Below are 17848 nucleotides of genomic sequence, written 5' to 3' on the forward strand. Positions count from 1 at the left end.
GCTACCTGAAACATATCTCAACCACTTTTCCAACTACTCCGCCATGACCAAAACCGTCATCCTCATTTCCGGCCGCGGCAGCAATATGCAGGCCGTGGTGCAAGCCAATATCCCCAATCTGCACATCGCCGCCGTGCTCTCCGACAATCCCCAAGCCCCCGGGCTGGCCTGGGCGGCAGAGCAGGGCATCCATACCGCCGCCCTCAATCCCAAAGACTTCCCCAGCCGCGCCGATTTCAACCAAGCCATGCTGGAATTCGTGGCCAGCCACGCGCCCGACCTTGTGCTGCTTGCCGGCTATATGCGCATTCTTCCGCCCGAGTTTTGCAGCCGCTTCGCCAATCAAACCATCAATATTCATCCCTCCCTGCTGCCCGCCTTTCCCGGCCTGCACACCCACCAACGCGCCATCGACGAAGGCTGCCGCCTCGCGGGCTGCACCGTACACTTCGTTACCGCCGAGCTCGATTGTGGCCCCATCATCGCCCAAGGCGCCGTGCCCGTATACGATTCCGACACCGCCGACACCCTGGCCGCACGCGTGCTGAAAATCGAACACCAGCTGCTGCCGCAAGCCGTGGCCGACTTCGCCGCCGGTAATCTGAGCATCCACGGCAAACGCGTACACAACCGGCACACTGCGGGAGAAGCCGGGCAAGGTTGAGCGTATGGCAAGCAGGGGCAGCTTAATAGTGTCCACATCGAAATGTTTTGTTTAACCTTTTCAGGTAGCCTTCCCGCAAGAGGCTACCTGAAAATTTTTGGGCGGACATTTTGCCGCATTCCCCGCCGCCACCAGATACCGCTATAATCCATCCAAGTAAATAATCTAATCAAACTATTTTGGCGAAGCCCGCTGTGTCCACTTTCAGGTAGACTGCGGGCTGCCTGCCCAAACGAGGTGTAATATGGCTTTTGTCGTAACCTTATTGCTGCTGATGTTCGGTGCTTTTGTGGTGATGCTGTTCCAAACGAGGATGCAGCAGCAGGAGATGGTCGAACAGCTGTCGCGCCTGCAGAAAGAAGTGGAACAGCTGCGCCGCCGCCAGCCCCTGCGGGAGCAAAGGCTGGCTGAAAGTGAAAGTAGCGAGCTGCGCCAAAGCGAGCAGGCTGTGCCTCAACACCTTGGGCAGGCCGGGCTTCAGCCCAATGCGCCCAGTGCGGCGCAGCCCGATTTCAGCGGCTGGCCATACAACCCGAACGTGCCCACTTCCGCTGCTGCGAGCGCGCCGCAGCCGAGTGTTGCTGCGTTTGATGCCATTCCTTCTGCGGCAGCCGGCCCGGCCCAATCGGCCCATCTGGCCGCCCATTCCCAACCTGCAGAAGCGGCGGTGCATCCGCTGCCTGCCCAATCTGGTCAATCTAGCCAATCCACATTCGAACAACCTGCCGCGCCTGTATTTTCAGGTAGCCTCACGGCTGCTGCTTCGGCAGCGGGGGGAAATGTGCCGCCTGCTACGGCAGCGCAGCCTGCTCCTGCCGCACGGCAGCCTGAAGCGGCTGTTGAGGAACATGGTGTGATGCCGGGAAGCCGCCCGGGCACGGTGAGAATCCGCAAACGGGGAGCGGCGCAAACCGCTATCCAAACGCCTGCCCGCACTCCGGCTCAAGCAGCGCTGGCGGCGCACAGCCAAGCTCAAACGGCAGCCCAATCCTCGACCGCCCAATCCGCCCAGCGGCGCCGCGTTGCCCGCCCGGCCGAGCGGGAGGAGGAAAGTGCATTTGCCCCGCTGATCGATTGGCTGATGCACGGCAACCTGCTGCTGAAAACCGGCGTGGTGGTACTGTTTTTGGGGCTGGTGTTCCTGCTGCGCTTTGCTTCGGAGCGGATTCATGTGCCGATTGAAATGCGCTATCTGGGCGTGATGGGCTCGGGTTTGGCGGCTGCCGTGTCGGGTTGGTTTTTGCAACGCCGCCGCCGCGAATACGGCCTGATTTTGCAGGGCTTCGGCATGGCGGTGATGTATCTGACCACACTGGCGGCGGTGAAGCTGCACCCGCTTTTGTCTGCGGGCACGGCTTTTATGCTGATGGTGGGGCTGGTGTGCGCGATGGCGGCGCTGGCGGTGCGGCAGGATGCGAAAATCATGGCGCAGGTGGCGCTTATCGGCGGTTTGGCCGCGCCGATTTTGGTGAGCGATGGCAGCGGCAGCTATGTGGTGCTGTTCACTTATCTGGCGCTGCTCAACACCGGTGTGGCGGCGATTGCCCGCTTCAAAACTTGGCGTAGTCTGAACCTTATCGGCTTTATCGGCAGCCTGTTTATTGCCGTGATGTGGGGATCTTCGGAATACAGGGGCGAATATTTCGCCAGCACCGAGCCTTTCCTGATTTTCCACTGGCTGCTCTACACGCTCTTGGCCTGCCTCTACGCGCTGCACCGGCGCGATGAGGCCGATGAGGCAGCCGTGCCGGATAACGCTGGGTTGGACGAACTGATTGATAGTTTGGTACGCCACGGCATGACTATCGGCGCGATAGACGGCACGCTGCTGTTCGGCTCGGCCGTGTCGGCGTTTGTGCTGCAATACCATATGCTGCCCGAGGGCGGCCATTGGGCGGCGGGTGCGGCGTTGGGTTTTGCTGCGGTGTATGCCCTGTTGGCCGGGGTGTTTACCGGCAGCCGCGATTTTCCGCTTTTGCGCCAGGCTTTGGCGGCGCTTTCGCTCGTGTTCGCCACCCTGGCGGTGCCGCTGGCCTTCGAGCAGGCGGCCACGGTGGCGCTGTGGTCGCTGGAGGCCGGGTTGGTGTATGTGTTTGCCCTGCGCCAGCAGCGACCGCACACGCGGTTTTTGGCGGTGGTGGTGTATGCGCTGTCGCTGGGCGCATTGCTGTTTGGCGGCGACTTGGGCTGGCGGATTGTGAGCGAAGAAGGTGTGCCGCTGCTCGCCGGCCCGCTGGTGCCGACATTGGCGGCGGCCTCGGCCGGTTTGGCCATGTATGCAGCTTGGCTGCGTTGGCGCTGTCGTGGTTCGGCCTATTGGGAAAGCTGCGCCCAGCGCGGGGCTTTAGGCGCAGGCCTGCTGCTCGCGGGGCTGCTACCGCTGATGTGCCTGCCGCGCCATTGGGCCATGGTGGCTTTGGCCGCATTGGCTTGGGCGGCAGTACGGATGCAGGCGGTGTTGCAGGATGCGTTTGAGCCCAACCCGCTGGCTGCGCTTTCAGGTAGCCCCTCCGATGAAGGCGGGGCAGACGGGAATGCCGATGAGGCAGACGAATCCGCCTGGCTGCCCGGCGGCGGCTTGTTTGCCGTGGCCGCAGCAAGCTGGGGCATGCTGGTGTTGTTGCTGTTGGCGGTTGTGTCCGCCGGGGAAGATTGGCTGTCCACCATCTGCTGCTTTGCCGCCGCGATATTGCTGGGTGCGGCGGCCTACGCTTTGCACCGCCAGGGCGATGAATGGCTACCTGAAAATGAATCCAGTGCACCGCTGCGCAGCAAAAACAGGCGCGGCAGGCAGCAACGCGACACCGCCCGCCCGCTCAGCCTATTGCTGCACCAAGCTGTCGGCTGGCTGCTGCTCGACCTGGCATTCTTAAGCACGATCCTCTCTTCGGTAAACCTGCTGCACCATCTGCCGGAGAGCCTGGTTGGCGGCGCCCTGTTGTGGACTTTGCCGCTGCCCTTCGCGTTGTGGACGGCGGCAGCCTGGCTGCTCGATTGGCGGCAGGGCAGGCGCGCCGCGCTTGTGCTGGTGCCGCTGCTGATTCCGAACGCCATGCTGTTGTTTAGTAGATTGAGCCGCGCCGATTTGGTGGCGCACGCGCTTTCAGGTAGCCTCATGCACCTGGCCTTGGCTGCCCTATTGGTATGGATTTTGCGCCTGCAAGACTTCCGTTCGCACGATACCGAACGCGGCTGGGGCATGGCGGCGTTTGCGCTGTGGGCGGCTTCGGCCACCGCCTTCTGCGGCATCCTCGCCGGCGAAATACTGGGCGGCGTGTGGGGGCAAATCGGCTGGCTGGCACTGCCGCTGGCACTGTGGCTGCTGTTTTATCTGGGGCGCGGCAAAGCCGGGTTGCGGCCGTATGCGGCTGCCTGCTCGCTGCTGTGCGGCGGCTACGCACTGATGTGGCTGGTGGCAAACAATGCGCTCGAGCCGCGCACTGTGCAACCCTTCACCTACCTGCCGCTGCTCAATCCGATGGATTTGGCCGGGCTGTTGGTGGGGGCGCTGTGGCTGCGCTGCGTTGATTTGTGGCAGGAAGAATTCGAGCTGGAAAGCGAGGGCCTGCGGCTGCACCTGGCCGGATCGGTGCTGCTCGGCCTCACGTTGGTGAGCGGCGCGGTGTTGCGCCTGTGGTATTTCTATATGGGCGTGGAGTGGACGCTGCACGGCATCATGGCTTCCTTCGGCCTGCAGGCGGCGCTGTCGATCGTGTGGGCGGCCACCGCCATCGGCCTGATGGTGTCCGGCCACCGCTTGGGGCGGCGCATCCGCTGGATGGCCGGCGCCGGGCTGATGGGCGTGGTGGTGTTGAAGCTGTTTACGGTGGAACTGGGCGGCAGCGGCGGCATCGCCCGCATCGTGTCGTTTATCGGCGTGGGGCTGCTGCTCCTGCTGGTGGGCTGGTTCGCACCCGTGCCGCCGAGGGAGGGGGAGGATTAACAGTGGGTTACTTGATATGAGGAAAGGCTACCTGAAAGAGCCGCGCAGGGCTGTTTCCCATATAGCGGGCAGTTTTCAGGTAGCCTGAGGTGGGATAATAGGTGTTGAAAGGGAAATAAATAATGGAAGAGATTAAGAGTCTTTTTTTCAGAACATTTAGGATTGCGGATATAAATGAACCATTTGAAAGCCGTCACCGCTATCTATTAGAACGACTCTGCCATATTGATGCACCGTTTGGGCTAAAGGGAGTAGATTTAAACAGCCTTAAAATGCCACATCATGAGCAACCGATGCCGTATGTGCAGTATAAACACCCTGATACGCCTAGGGTTTATCAAAGATATGAATATACAAGGCGTATTGATTATGGCCGTTGGAAGGATGACAATTATTTCAGTGGGATAGATAGATTATGGTATGAATTTAAACCTGAATATAAAAAAGTAAACTTCCATGATGTGATTTGTACCAATTTCCCACAAGTAATTGAAATTATTGAACCACGAGTAGCAGAGAACTACTACGTGGACTACGCTATTTATTATGAGGAAGGGTATCGCCCGGGCGAATCGCCGACTTTTGATTCCAGCGGCTTTTCTATTTCCTTAGTTCCTGCCTACAACGATTTAAGAGCCCGTGGCATCACCCCCAATGGCCGCAACAATATCTACACCCTCAGTCCCGCCTGTTATTGGGATAACGACCTGTGCCAAACCGCCTTGGGTTATGACCGCGACGAAGTCATCCGCCGCCTTGTCGGGAAAGTGCCCGATGTGCGCCCGCTAGCCGACGGGGTGTACATCATCTTCAACGACAACCCCTTGCTCTCCTTCGATGACTTCCTCGCTATTCAGCACACCTTCAAGCCGATACTAGGCTTGCAATAGGCAGGGCTGATGCAAAGGCTACCTGAAACTGTTTTAGCTCTGCAGAAACTCACAGAGCTAAAACAGTTTCAGGTAGCTTTTTTAATGCCGCAACAGCCTAGTGCAAAGCCTGCCACACTTTCAATGCGTCGGCGGTGGCTTTCACGTCGTGCACGCGCAGGATCGCGGCGCCGCGTTCGGCGGCATAGAGGGCGGCGGCTACGCTACCGTGGATGCGCTGTGTGGGGTCGGTCTCGCCGGTGATTTCGCCGATCATGCGTTTGCGCGATACGCCGATGAGTAGGGGCAGATCAGTTTGTGCTTGCAAATCGGGCAGGTGGCGCATGAGTTGGATGTTGTGCTGGAGGTTTTTGCCAAAGCCGATGCCGGGGTCGAGCACGATGCGTTCGGAGCGGATGCCGGCGGCTTGGCAGGTTTGGGCACGGGCTTTCAGGTAGCCTGCTACTTCGGCCACCACATCTTGGTATTGCGGGTTGTTTTGCATGGTTTCGGGCAAACCCTGCATGTGCATCAGGCAGATACCGGTGTTGGGGTGGGCGGCGAGCAGTTCGATGGCGCCGCTGTCTTCTAGGGCGGATACGTCGTTGATGATGTCGGCCAGGCCATTACCGAGCAGGCGTTGCATGATGGTGCTGCGGCGGGTGTCCACGCTGAGGGGGACGTCCCATTTGATGATTTCGCTCACGATGGGTTGCAGCCGTGCCCATTCTTCTTCGGGGGAGACGTGGGCGGCACCGGGGCGGGTGGATTCGCCGCCGATATCAAGAATGTGTGCGCCTTCGGTCAGCAGGCGTTCGGCATGGGCGAGGGCGGCGCTGCTGCTGCGGGAGTAGGTGCCGCCGTCGGAGAAGGAATCGGGGGTGAGGTTGATGATGCCCATGATTTTGGGCGTGGATAAATCGATGCGGAAACGCCCGGCTTGCCAGATGGGTTGTGTCATGTGAGGCTACCTGAAAAAGAGGGAAAATAGGATTATAAGCCTGCGTTGTGTAAAGGTCTTCTTTGCTGTGCTAGATAGCGGAAATAGGGTGGGTGCGGTGTGTTTGAAACAAAAAATAGCTGAAAAAATAGTGTTATGTAGTGAAAAAGATTGGCTGCATGGGTAGTGCTTTTTGTGCGTAGATTTTTGATTTTTATTGATTATTTTTCTGTTGAAAAGAGGGGTGTGGGGCTTGAGCGTATATGCTTGAAGCAGCTATGTATCAAATGCATACAATTATGTCGGTGTTAATATTTACTTTGAAAAGCAAAAGGCATATACTGCGATTCAGTGTTGGACATGGCAGAAAAGCTTTTCTAGCCAGCTGCCTAGTTTGGTTCACTAAGAGAAGTAGGTGATATTTTTGGGATAATAAAGCCTGCCAAACCTTTCTGAGTTACAAAATAGAGAGTATGAATTAGTTTCGGGAAGTATGAACTGTTTGTTTTTATTTTGTTTTTGTGGAGATCTTGTAGAAAATGAATTACGATAAAACCGTAGCGGAAATGCTGAACGTGGATGGCGCCCTGGCTGCCGCAGTAGTGGATTACTCCAGCGGCATGTTGTTGGCCGGTGGTGGTAGCCCTTCCATTGATTTGGAAATTGCCGCCGCAGGCAACACTGAGGTGATGCGTGCCAAAAACAAAACCATGCAGATGCTTGGCCTGAAAGATGAAATCGAAGACATCCTGATGACTTTGGGCACTCAATATCACCTATTGCGTCCGCTGCCCCGTCATGATGGTCTGTTCCTGTACTCTGTATTGGACAGAAGCAAAGCTAACTTGGCTTTGGCTCGCCGTTCTCTGATTAACGCCGAGCGCAACATGGGCTAATTGCCATATTCGAAACCGGCTGTCTAATCTATTAGACAGCCGGTTTTTATTGTTTGCCACACCTGGTATGGTGCGGGAAAAATACAACAATCCTCCTGCCTTTTCTGCCATGCACTTGCCTCAGCTAGTATCCGGCCGCTACTATGCGCGGGTTTTCATTATTTATTCACCACTGCAAAGAAAGGAGCTGGCTATGCCGTACACTTCAATCCTCCGTTCAATCCTTTGCAGCTCAGAAGCCTAAGGCCATTCCCTTTTTCTGTGCCGCCCGCTTCGGGCTGCTTTCTCATTATTTTGCAAACTGCATTTAATGCGCTGCTTTGTTGCGCCTGCCATTTGCATTCTGCGGATAAATTTATTTGCCGTTTCAAGCTATTGCCACCGTATTTACGCGTGCTTGGCAGAACTGTGCGCAAATGGGTTTATCCGCCGCAAGAAAGTACATTATGGGCACACAAAATCCCCAAATCATTTCTGAAAACATTGTTTTAATAGCCGATTCAAACACCTGGATTGAAGGCAACGCCATCCAACAACTCCAAACCACTGCCCGCCTGCCGCAGATGCGCCGGGTAGCCGGTATGCCCGATTTGCACGCCGGGCGCGGTTATCCCATCGGCGCGGCATTTTTCAGCCTTGGCCATTTTTACCCTGCGCTCATCGGTAATGATATTGGCTGTGGCATGGCGCTGTGGCAAACCGATTTGGCCGCATACAAAGCCAAACCCGCCAAGCTGGCCAAACAGCTTGGCAGCATCGATGCGTCGCTGGATGAAAGCTGGCAGGCACGGATTAACGAAATCTTGCCGCAGCATCCTTTTCAGGTAGCCTTAGGCAGCATTGGCGGTGGTAACCACTTTGCCGAATTGCAAACTGTGGATACCGTTTACCGCCCCGAAAGGCTACCTGAAAACTTCGATACCGATTGCCTACAGCTGCTCGTGCACAGCGGCTCGCGTGGGCTTGGCCAGCAGATTTTGCGTCGCCATGTGGATGCACACGGCCACCAAGGGCTACCTGAAAACAGCTCCGAAGCCGCTACCTATTTGGCTGAACACAACGACGCGCTGGCTTTTGCCCGTGCCAACCGGCTGTTGATTGCCGAGCGTATGCTGGAGCGTTGGCACGCCGAAGGCCGCTGCCTGCTCGATGTGCACCACAACTTCCTGCAGTACACTGAAATTGGTGGCGAAACCGGCTGGTTGCACCGCAAAGGCACCACGCCATCCGACTGCGGTTTGGTGCTGATTCCCGGTTCGCGCGGCGATTACAGCTATCTGGTCGAACCGGCCGCCGATTGCAGTATCGCCCTCAATTCACTCGCCCACGGCGCCGGCCGCAAATGGCAGCGTGGCGAATGCAAAGGCCGCCTGTCGCACAAATACAGTGCCGACAGCCTGCGCCGCACTGCCTTCGGCAGCATCGTGGTGTGCGCCGACAAAGCTTTGGTGTACGAAGAAGCCCCGCAGGCCTACAAAAACATCGACAGCATCATCGAAGCCATGCGGCAGGCCGGCCTGATCGAGCTGATCGCTCGCCTCAAACCGGTGCTCACTTATAAAACCAGCGGTGGCTGTGGGGAGTGAGGCTATGAAAATCATCAGTAAATTTAAAGATTTTTATGATCACAAAGTGGCCAAATACGGTATCGATCCCGTGCTGGTGTTCGATCGCCGCCAGAGCCCCGAAGCCGAAATCCTGCGCAGCCTGCCTAAGCCGCCGGCCGAGTGGAAGAAGGAGTACGGTGCCTGCGCCGTAGTATCCGAGCTGTATATCGGTAACCTGCGCGTGTTTCTGTTTGCCACCGAGAAGCAGGTGTATAGCTCATACGACATCGATACCGTGTATCTGCAACACCGCCGCCACCGCTTTCCCCTGAGTATGGTGCGCTTTCTCGACGGCAGCGAATACTGCCTGCCGCAATGCCATAACTACTATTGGCCGGGGTATCGCCACTACCAAACGCCCGACTTCAGCCCCCGCTGCTGCAGCCGCAGCCATCCCATAATCGCCAAATACCGCCATACGCCGCTGCTGCTCGTCTATTACGCCGACCCAAACCGACCCACCCGGCTCGACAGTCGCCAAGATTTTGCTGAAAACCCGCAACTCTCCAGCCTCGGTGTGTACTTCAACCCCGATATCGTGTGGCAACACCTGTGCGAATACCTGTAGCAGCTCAAAAGCGAGGCCGAAACCAGCCCGGCTGTGCCTGATAAAGACAAAATCGGTAACAAAGGCTTCGATGCCAAGCATTCGTTCCGGTCGAAAATGAAAAGGAATTAAACCATGATTTATCTGCAAATTTCTACCGCCCAAGGCCCGGCCGAATGTCAGATGTTTGCTCGTTTTGCCCTGCAAAAAATCCTGCGTGAGGCTGAAGCGGCAGGCGTGGAGGCCGAAATATTGGAACAAACCCCGAGCAAACACGGCATCCTCTCCGCCGTGCTCAAACTCTCCGGCAGCCGTGCCGAAAGCCTGGCCACAGGCTGGCAGGGCACGCTGCAATGGGTGTGCCCCAGCCCGCTGCGGCCGCAGCACCCGCGCAAAAACTGGTATATCGGTGTGTTCAGGCTACCTGAAATTCCCGCGCTGCCGGAAAGCGAAGGCATCGAATTCCAAACCTGCCGTGCCGGCGGCAAAGGCGGGCAGCATGTGAACAAAACCGAATCCGCCGTGCGCGCCGTCCACCTCGCCAGCGGCATTGCCGTGCGTGCCGAGGGCGAGCGCAGCCAGCACGCCAATAAAAAACGTGCGCTGGGGCTACTCGCGCTCAAGCTGGCCGAACACCACCAAACCGCCCTGCGACAGCATGCCGCCGATGCGCACAAATCGCTCTACCAAGTGGAGCGCGGCAATCCGCGGAGAGTGTTTAAGGGGGAAGGTTTCCGCGAGCAAGGTTGATGGCTATGGCGGCTAGAGTGGATTTGCTTTGAATCCGGGCAATGTGGTGAGCCGTGCATGGATCGGGCAGTGCGGTCAAGCGAACCAACAGCTCTGGTTTAAAATAAATTCATGCAAAAAGGCTACCTGAAACTTTCAGGTAGCCTTTTTCGGTGAGCTGAACCATCATGCAGCAAGTGCCACGCCGTTGCTGGTGTTGGCTTGTTCTTATCAGTTTTCAGGTAGCATGTAGTTAGCTCTCTCAGATGGGAAGTGTATCGACTGCTTAGTTGGAGTTTATCCAGCTTGCCGCTGTCAACTGCAAATGCGGTATCATCCCTAATTATTTTCAGGTAGCCTCCCATTCAAGCAGTCAGGCTACCTGAAAAACCATCCGGAGATTCATCATGCCCAGCCGTACCGACCGCCTGCTCAAACTCTTGCAGCTTCTGCGTGCCAGCCGCCATCCGAAAAGTGCGCGGCTGTTGTCGCAGGAGCTGGGCATCAGCGTGCGCTCGGTGTATCGCGATATCGATACCTTGCGCGGTCAGGGCGCGGTGATTGGCGGGGAAGCAGGCGTGGGTTTTGTGTTGCAGCGGGATTGCAATCTGCCGCCACTGATGTTTAGCGAAAACGAGCTGGAAGCGCTGATGTTGGGCATGCGTTGGGCGGCAGCGCATGCCGACGGCGAAATGGCTGAGGCGGCGCGCTCGGTGTTGGGCAAGGTGCACGCGGTGTTGCCGGCACGCCTGGCCGAGCAGGCGGCGGCGCATGCGGTGTATCCGATGGGCGGCACGGCGTATGGGAGCGGCGAAGCGCAGGTGTTGGCGCTGGTGCGGCAGGCTTTGCGGCAGGAAACGGCGCTCAGCTTCAGCTATACGGATTTGCGCGGGCAGGCCAGCAGGCGCACGGTGTGGCCGGTGGCGCTGGGCTATTTGGATGATGTGCGGCTGTTGGCGGCCTGGTGCACATTGCGGCAGGCCTTCCGCCATTTCCGCTGCGAACGCATCACGCAAGCCCAAATCGGCGCGGCCTATCCCATGCAGCACCGCCTGCTGCTGCAATGCTGGCGGCAGCAGGAAGGGCTGGATTTGAGCGCGTTTGATTTGAGCCGCTAGTGTTGATTTCGTTTCAGCTATGGCCTTGGCTGCTGACAAAAACTGACACAGCCATGGCGTATCATGGCGGCACTTCAGGCTACCTGAAAGCACAATCAACTGTTTTAAAAGGAAATATCATGAGAAAAATCACCCTCTATACCGTGCACCCTTCGCGCGGCAACAATGTACGCTGGATGCTGGCCGAATGCGGCGCGGATTACGACACCGTGACGCTGGATTACTCGCAGCTCAAAGAGGCGGATTATTTGGCCATCAACCCGATGGGCAAAGTGCCCGCCATTAAGCACGCCGGACAAGTGATTACCGAGCTGCCCGCCATCCTCACCTATCTGGCCGAGCTTTTCCCCGAAAAAAGGCTGATCCCGGCTGCGGGCACGCCGGAGCGCGGGCAATACTACCGCTGGCTGTGGTTTGGCACGCAGCTCGAATACGCCATTCTCGACCGCTGGCAGCAAGTGCCTCAGAGCGAAGATCGGCGCCGCTCTATCGGCTATGGCGATTTCGATACCGCGTTGCACACCCTGCAAACCCTGCTGGCCGACGGCCGCGAATACGCTGTGGGACAACACTTTAGTGCGCTCGATTTATACTTGAGCGGCCTCTTGGCTTGGGGCATGTTCCGCACCCAAGTGGTGCCAAACGTTGAGCCGTTTGCAATCTATATGCAGCGGCATTTGCAACGGCCGGCAGCGAGGGAGGCGCAGGAGTAGGGAGTAGGTACGTAAAAGGCTACCTGAAAGCGGAGCGGAATTTTGATGAAGCTAACTTTCAGGTAGCCTTTTAGTAAGCGTGTGATATAGAACTTTCGTGGTTATATCAGCAAGCGGTAGGAGGGCAGACTCACTTATAGCAGCTTGCTGAGATTAGGCTACCTGAAACGAGATTGTGCTTCCGTTATAATCCGTATCTTCCCCATTCGCCCAGCTAGCCATGCCTGCCGCCCGCAAAATCATCCACATCGATATGGACGCGTTCTACGCCTCGGTAGAGCTGCGCGAGCAGCTGCATCTGCGCGGCAAGCCTTTGGTGGTGGCTTGGGAGGGCGGCCGTTCGGTGGTGTGCGCCGCTTCCTATGAGGCGCGGCGTTTCGGGCTGCATTCGGCCATGCCCGCCGCCACTGCGCGGCGGCTGTGCCCGCAGGCTGTGTTTGTGCCGCCGCGTTTTCATCTGTATCGCGAAGTGTCGCAGCAGATTCATGCCGTGTTCCGGCAGCACACCGATTTAGTCGAGCCGCTCTCGCTGGACGAAGCCTATCTGGACGTTACTCATAACAAGCAAAACCTGCCTTATGCCAGCGAAATCGCCGCTGCTATCCGTGCCGAAATCCTGCGCCAAACCGGCCTCACCGCCTCGGCTGGTATCGCGCCGAATAAGTTTCTCGCCAAAATCGCTTCCGATTGGCGCAAGCCCAACGGCCAATTCGTGATCCCGCCGCCGCGCATCGCCCAATTTTTGCTCACCCTGCCGCTGGGCAAAATTCCCGGCGTGGGCAAAAAGACTCTGCAAAAAATGCACGCCCTCGGCCTGCAAACGGCCGGGGATTTGCAAAAAATGCAGCGCGGCGAATTGGTTAACCTATTCGGCCGCTGGGGCTACCGCCTCTACGACCTCGCCCGCGGCATCGACAACCGCCCGGTGCAGCCGCAGCGCGAGCGTTTGCAGATTTCCACCGAAATCACCCTGCCGCAAGATTTGCCGCTTAGTAAAATCGTCCGCCACCTGGCTGATTTGGCGAAGGATTTATGGGCGCAGGCGCAGCGCAAACAAGTGCAGGCGCACACGCTCACGCTCAAGCTGAAAACCGCCGATTTCCACATCCTCACCCGCTCGCAAACCTATTCCTCCGTCCTGCCCGATGCTGCCGCGCTGGAGCAGGCCGCCCGACAGCTGGCTCAGCGCATGCCTGCCGGCCGCGACTACCGGCTTATCGGCTTGGGCATCAGCCACCTGTTGCCACAGGGTAGTCAGCCGGAATTGTGGGCAGAGCAGGGTATAGATACAGGAAAGGCTACCTGAATCACTTATGCTTCTAATCTGTTGATAAATAATAATTAAAAGACAAAGTTTGATTTACATCAATGGAAGGCTGATTAACTAGAGTTTTCTGCCCAAAGTGGCATGGAGCGTGCTATTCTTTACAGTGAATTTTAATTGGCAACGTTATTTTATTTGCTCATACTAAACAGGAGGTTAATATGGCTTCAGCAATAGAACGTCCAGCTGCTTGGGCAGGCTTTGCAGGTGGCGATTGGGAAAACAGCATCGATGTGCGTGATTTCATCCAGAAGAACTACACCCCTTATGAAGGCGATGGCAGTTTCTTGGCTCCGGCCACTGAAGCCACCACCAAGCTGTGGGCGGAAGTGATGGAAGGCATTAAGGTTGAGAATAAAACCCACGCGCCGTATAAGATTGATGCGCAAATTGTTTCCGGCATCACTAGCCACGGTCCCGGCTATATCGATAAAGATTTGGAAACCATCGTTGGCCTGCAAACCGACGAGCCGCTGAAACGTTCCATCATGCCTTTCGGCGGCCTGAAAATGGTGAAAGATTCTTGCAAAATCTACGGCGTGGAACTGAATCCTGAAGTGGAAGAAATCTTCACCAAATACCGCAAAACCCACAACCAAGGTGTGTTTGATGTGTATACGCCCGACATCCGCCGCTGCCGGAAATCGGGCGTTTTAACTGGTTTGCCCGATGCCTACGGTCGTGGCCGCATCATCGGCGACTACCGCCGTGTGGCGCTTTACGGTATCGACCGCCTGATGGAAGACAAAACCGAGCAGTATCATTCTTTGCAAGCCGATTTGGAATCTGGCCAAAACTTGGAAAGCGTTATCCGCCTGCGCGAAGAAATCAACGAGCAGCATATTGCGCTGAAACAGATGAAGGAAATGGCAGCCTCTTACGGCTACGATATTTCCGGCCCGGCCAAAAACGCGCAAGAAGCCATCCAATGGACTTACTTTGCCTACCTCGCCGCCGTGAAATCGCAAAACGGCGCCGCAATGAGCTTCGGTCGCGTGTCTTCTTTCTTGGATATCTACATTGAGCGCGATCTGAAAAATGGTGTGATCACCGAAAGCCAGGCACAGGAATTCATCGACCACCTGGTGATGAAACTGCGTATGGTTCGTTTCCTGCGCACGCCTGAATACGATCAACTCTTCTCTGGCGACCCGATTTGGGCCACCGAATCCATCGGCGGCATGGGCTTGGACGGCCGCACGCTGGTCACCCGCACCAACTTCCGCGTGCTGCACACCCTGTACAACATGGGCCCGTCTCCCGAACCGAACATCACCGTGTTGTGGTCGGAACAACTGCCGCAAGGCTTCAAAGAGTTCTGCGCCAAAGTGTCGATCGATACTTCGTCTATCCAATACGAAAACGACGACCTGATGCGCCCCGACTTCAACAGCGACGACTACGCCATCGCCTGCTGCGTGAGCCCGATGGTAATCGGCAAACAGATGCAGTTCTTCGGCGCACGCGCCAACCTGGCCAAAACCCTGCTGTACGCCATCAACGGCGGCGTGGACGAAAAATCCAAAGACCAGGTCGGCCCGAAAACCGAGCCGATTAAAGACGAAGTATTGGACTACGACACCGTGATGACCCGCATGGACAGCTTCATGGACTGGCTGGCCACCCAATACGTAACCGCGCTGAACATCATCCACTACATGCACGACAAATACAGCTACGAAGCCGCCCTGATGGCGCTGCACGACCGCGATGTGCGCCGTACTATGGCTTGCGGTATTGCCGGTCTGTCTGTGGCTGCCGACTCGCTGTCTGCCATCAAATATGCCAAAGTGAAACCGATTCGCGACGAAAACGGGATTGCCGTGGACTTCGAAATCGAAGGCGAATACCCACAGTTCGGTAATAACGACGACCGCGTGGACAGCATTGCCTGCGATTTGGTAGAGCGCTTCATGAAGAAAGTATCCACTCACCCGACCTACCGCAACGCCATCCCGACCCAATCGGTACTGACCATTACGTCGAACGTGGTATATGGTAAGAAAACCGGTAATACCCCGGATGGTCGCCGTGCCGGTGCGCCGTTCGGCCCGGGTGCCAACCCCATGCACGGCCGTGATGTGAGCGGTGCGGTGGCTTCGCTGACTTCTGTAGCCAAACTGCCGTTTGAGTTTGCCAAAGACGGTATTTCCTACACCTTCTCCATCATCCCCGGCGCACTGGGCAAAGACGAAAGCTCCCGCGAACGCAACCTGGCCGGTATGATGGACGGCTACTTCCACCACGAAGCTGGTGTGGAAGGCGGCCAGCACCTCAACGTAAACGTGCTCAACCGCGAAATGCTGATGGATGCGATGGAACACCCGGAAAAATATCCGCAACTCACCATCCGTGTGTCCGGCTATGCCGTGCGTTTCAACTCGCTCACCAAAGAGCAGCAGCAAGACGTGATCACCCGCACCTTCACCAGCCGGATGTAATCATGCCCAGCTAGCTGGAATCAGTGCCGGAATCCCTTCCGGCACTTTTATTTATTCCGGTTTTCAGGTAGCCTCACTCCTGTGCCCAGGCTACCTGAACATTTATAGCCCAAACAGGGTATGGCAGGCTTTCAGTCTTCTACCTAAACGCTTCAAGCCATAAAGGCTACCTGAAAACAACACACGCCAACCACCATGCCAGAAACCATCCCTATTAGTTCCGATACTTCGCCTAAAAAGCAGCCTGACACCCGCGCCCGCCCCTACGAAGGCATCGGCTACGTCCACTCCGTAGAAACTGGCGGTGCCGTAGACGGCCCCGGCCTGCGTTTCGTCCTCTTCATGCAGGGCTGCTTGATGCGCTGCCTCTACTGCCACAACCGCGACACTTGGGATAGGCACAGCGAAAAAGAGCTGCACTTCACCGTGCCCCAGCTCATGCAGCAAGTGCTCTCCTACAAACACTACTTCCGCGCCACCGGCGGCGGTGTAACGGCTACCGGCGGCGAGCCCCTGCTGCAATACCAATTCATCCGCGATTGGTTTGTGGCCTGCCGCGAGCACGACATCCATACCTGTCTCGACACCAACGGCTACGCCCTGCACTACGACAGCGCTATGGAAGAGCTGCTGGACAACACCAATCTCGTTATGCTTGATCTTAAACAAATTGATCCCGAGATTCACAAAGTGCTGGTCGGCATCCCCAACACCAAAGTGTTGCACTTTGCCCGCTATCTGGCCGACCGAGGCCAGCCCACCCGCATCCGCTATGTGGTCGTGCCCGGCTACACAGACGACGACCGCTCCGCCCATCTGCTCGGCGAATTCATTGCCGATATGCCCAACGCTGACACCGTGGAACTCCTTCCTTACCACGAACTCGGCGCCCATAAATGGGAGCTGTGCGGCGACGAATACAAGCTCAAAGGCGTGTCTCCCCCGCCCAAAGAAACCATGCTGCGGATAAAGGAGATCATCGAAAGCTACGGCAAGCAAACCATCGTGTGAGCCGCAGTGGAAAGCAAACTAAGGCTACCTGAAAACCCCCAAATATTTTCAGATAGCCTTTTTACCGCCATCCCCCTTATACTGCCCACTTTCCCACTCATTCCCGAAAGGCTCATCATGCGCCACGCCCAAGGCTTTGTCCTGCTGAAAGAAAACCGTTTCGACCCCGCCCGCTTCCTGCATACCCTGCAACACGAATGGGGCATCAGCCCGGACGAAGGCGAAGGCATCACCAACGAAGACGGCATCCTCAACTTCAACGTAAACGGCCTGCTCTGCGCCCTCTCCCTCATGCCTGCGCCGCTGCCCGACGGCGAAGCCGAACAAAATGCCGCCTTTAATTACTACTGGCCGGAAGCCGTGGAGGAAACCGCCAAACATCAGGCGCACATCCTGCTTGTCGTGATGCCTCTTGGCGAAACCGACGCTACCCCGGTCGACGTGATGGCGCTCTACAGCAAACTGGCCTGCGCCGCCCTGGCCGACGAAAACAGCATCGGCATCTACACCTCCGGCACCGTTTTCGCCCCCGATTTCTACCGCGACGTATGCAGCAGCCTGCACGAAAACGAACTACCCATTCCCGCCTGGATATTTATCGGCCTCTACGGCAGCGAAGAAGGAAGCAGTGCCTACACCATCGGCCTGGAGCAATTCAACAAAATGGAGCTCGAAATCCTCAACAGCGAACAAGAGCCTGCCGATTTGCACGCTTTCCTGTGCAACATCAGCGACTACCTTATCTCGCAAAACGTTACCCTGCAAGATGGCGAAACCATCGGCTTTTCCGCCGAAGAAAAACTCTCCATCACCCGCTCCCCGGCTGTAGCCGGCGTGGCTGAAGAAACCCTGAAGATCGACTACTGAACAGTGTTGTTTCAGGCGATCTTAATGGCATAACAGTGGAAGAGCGGTAGTGCTAACAAATTCTTAGTAAGGAGGAAAATCATGAAGTACGATAATTTTTGGGGCTGTCCTAGATAACTAAGTTAGACTATCTTTTACTATTTGTTTTGGGGCTTAGGAAGCAAAATCACTCAATATAG

Annotated in this window: 14 protein-coding genes; 13 read left to right on the plus strand and 1 reads right to left on the minus strand. The window is 56.8% G+C overall.

Annotated elements, in window-relative coordinates:
- Positions 1–43: 43 nt before the first annotated feature.
- The 3 genes from purN (at position 44) to HMPREF2541_RS01370 (ending at position 5497) form a co-directional block, all read left to right on the plus strand.
- The gene (purN, locus tag HMPREF2541_RS01360) at positions 44–664 is read left to right on the plus strand and encodes a phosphoribosylglycinamide formyltransferase (RefSeq protein ID WP_035579740.1); all 621 of its coding nucleotides are present in this window, start codon (positions 44–46) and stop codon (positions 662–664) included.
- Between the two features lie 244 nt (positions 665–908).
- On the plus strand, positions 909–4607 hold the full coding sequence (locus tag HMPREF2541_RS01365) for a DUF2339 domain-containing protein (RefSeq protein ID WP_003821949.1): 3699 nt from the start codon (positions 909–911) through the stop codon (positions 4605–4607).
- Between the two features lie 122 nt (positions 4608–4729).
- Complete coding sequence (locus tag HMPREF2541_RS01370; protein ID WP_003821947.1) at positions 4730–5497, plus strand: hypothetical protein; 768 nt, start codon at positions 4730–4732, stop codon at positions 5495–5497.
- Between the two features lie 97 nt (positions 5498–5594).
- On the opposite strand, the gene folP is transcribed toward HMPREF2541_RS01370, so the two are convergent.
- A complete protein-coding gene (gene folP, locus HMPREF2541_RS01375; protein WP_003821946.1) occupies positions 5595–6437 on the minus strand; it encodes a dihydropteroate synthase in 843 nt (280 codons plus the stop codon).
- A 518-nt stretch (positions 6438–6955) separates the two neighbouring features.
- Here folP and HMPREF2541_RS01380 point away from each other — a divergent pair.
- From HMPREF2541_RS01380 to HMPREF2541_RS01425, 10 genes are all read left to right on the plus strand, one after another.
- Positions 6956–7312 (plus strand): hypothetical protein, encoded by a 357-nt coding sequence (locus HMPREF2541_RS01380; protein WP_003821944.1) that lies wholly within the window; start codon positions 6956–6958, stop codon positions 7310–7312.
- 446 nt (positions 7313–7758) lie between these two features.
- Complete coding sequence (locus tag HMPREF2541_RS01385; RefSeq protein WP_070541354.1) at positions 7759–8898, plus strand: RNA ligase RtcB family protein; 1140 nt, start codon at positions 7759–7761, stop codon at positions 8896–8898.
- A 4-nt stretch (positions 8899–8902) separates the two neighbouring features.
- Complete coding sequence (locus HMPREF2541_RS01390; protein ID WP_083296743.1) at positions 8903–9487, plus strand: hypothetical protein; 585 nt, start codon at positions 8903–8905, stop codon at positions 9485–9487.
- 114 nt (positions 9488–9601) lie between these two features.
- The gene (gene prfH, locus HMPREF2541_RS01395; RefSeq protein ID WP_003821940.1) at positions 9602–10216 is read left to right on the plus strand and encodes a peptide chain release factor H; all 615 of its coding nucleotides are present in this window, start codon (positions 9602–9604) and stop codon (positions 10214–10216) included.
- A 386-nt stretch (positions 10217–10602) separates the two neighbouring features.
- Positions 10603–11313 carry a helix-turn-helix transcriptional regulator gene (locus HMPREF2541_RS01400; protein ID WP_003821938.1) on the plus strand — a complete coding sequence of 237 codons (711 nt, stop codon included), beginning with the start codon at positions 10603–10605 and terminating at the stop codon, positions 11311–11313.
- A 119-nt stretch (positions 11314–11432) separates the two neighbouring features.
- Entirely contained in the window at positions 11433–12026 is a 594-nt protein-coding gene (locus HMPREF2541_RS01405) for a glutathione S-transferase family protein (protein ID WP_035579735.1), read from the plus strand.
- Between the two features lie 220 nt (positions 12027–12246).
- Entirely contained in the window at positions 12247–13332 is a 1086-nt protein-coding gene (gene dinB / locus HMPREF2541_RS01410) for a DNA polymerase IV (RefSeq protein WP_003821936.1), read from the plus strand.
- Positions 13333–13511: 179 nt separating this feature from the next.
- On the plus strand, positions 13512–15791 hold the full coding sequence (pflB, locus tag HMPREF2541_RS01415; protein ID WP_003821935.1) for a formate C-acetyltransferase: 2280 nt from the start codon (positions 13512–13514) through the stop codon (positions 15789–15791).
- 195 nt (positions 15792–15986) lie between these two features.
- Entirely contained in the window at positions 15987–16802 is an 816-nt protein-coding gene (gene pflA / locus HMPREF2541_RS01420) for a pyruvate formate lyase 1-activating protein (RefSeq protein ID WP_003821933.1), read from the plus strand.
- 117 nt (positions 16803–16919) lie between these two features.
- A complete protein-coding gene (locus HMPREF2541_RS01425) occupies positions 16920–17669 on the plus strand; it encodes a DUF4261 domain-containing protein (RefSeq protein WP_023886315.1) in 750 nt (249 codons plus the stop codon).
- The last annotated feature ends 179 nt before the right edge of the window (positions 17670–17848 follow it).

It is taken from the genome of Eikenella sp. HMSC061C02 (genome assembly GCF_001809035.1).
GTDB lineage: Bacteria > Pseudomonadota > Gammaproteobacteria > Burkholderiales > Neisseriaceae > Eikenella > Eikenella corrodens.

Bases quoted from the DNA above. Each gene is read 5' to 3' on its own strand.
- purN (WP_035579740.1), top strand. From the start codon at position 44: ATGACCAAAACCGTCATCCTCATTTCCGGCCGCGGCAGCAATATGCAG.
- HMPREF2541_RS01365 (WP_003821949.1), top strand. From the start codon at position 909: ATGGCTTTTGTCGTAACCTTATTGCTGCTGATGTTCGGTGCTTTTGTG.
- HMPREF2541_RS01370 (WP_003821947.1), top strand. From the start codon at position 4,730: ATGGAAGAGATTAAGAGTCTTTTTTTCAGAACATTTAGGATTGCGGAT.
- folP (WP_003821946.1), bottom strand. From the start codon at position 6,437: ATGACACAACCCATCTGGCAAGCCGGGCGTTTCCGCATCGATTTATCC.
- HMPREF2541_RS01380 (WP_003821944.1), top strand. From the start codon at position 6,956: ATGAATTACGATAAAACCGTAGCGGAAATGCTGAACGTGGATGGCGCC.
- HMPREF2541_RS01385 (WP_070541354.1), top strand. From the start codon at position 7,759: ATGGGCACACAAAATCCCCAAATCATTTCTGAAAACATTGTTTTAATA.
- HMPREF2541_RS01390 (WP_083296743.1), top strand. From the start codon at position 8,903: ATGAAAATCATCAGTAAATTTAAAGATTTTTATGATCACAAAGTGGCC.
- prfH (WP_003821940.1), top strand. From the start codon at position 9,602: ATGATTTATCTGCAAATTTCTACCGCCCAAGGCCCGGCCGAATGTCAG.
- HMPREF2541_RS01400 (WP_003821938.1), top strand. From the start codon at position 10,603: ATGCCCAGCCGTACCGACCGCCTGCTCAAACTCTTGCAGCTTCTGCGT.
- HMPREF2541_RS01405 (WP_035579735.1), top strand. From the start codon at position 11,433: ATGAGAAAAATCACCCTCTATACCGTGCACCCTTCGCGCGGCAACAAT.
- dinB (WP_003821936.1), top strand. From the start codon at position 12,247: ATGCCTGCCGCCCGCAAAATCATCCACATCGATATGGACGCGTTCTAC.
- pflB (WP_003821935.1), top strand. From the start codon at position 13,512: ATGGCTTCAGCAATAGAACGTCCAGCTGCTTGGGCAGGCTTTGCAGGT.
- pflA (WP_003821933.1), top strand. From the start codon at position 15,987: ATGCCAGAAACCATCCCTATTAGTTCCGATACTTCGCCTAAAAAGCAG.
- HMPREF2541_RS01425 (WP_023886315.1), top strand. From the start codon at position 16,920: ATGCGCCACGCCCAAGGCTTTGTCCTGCTGAAAGAAAACCGTTTCGAC.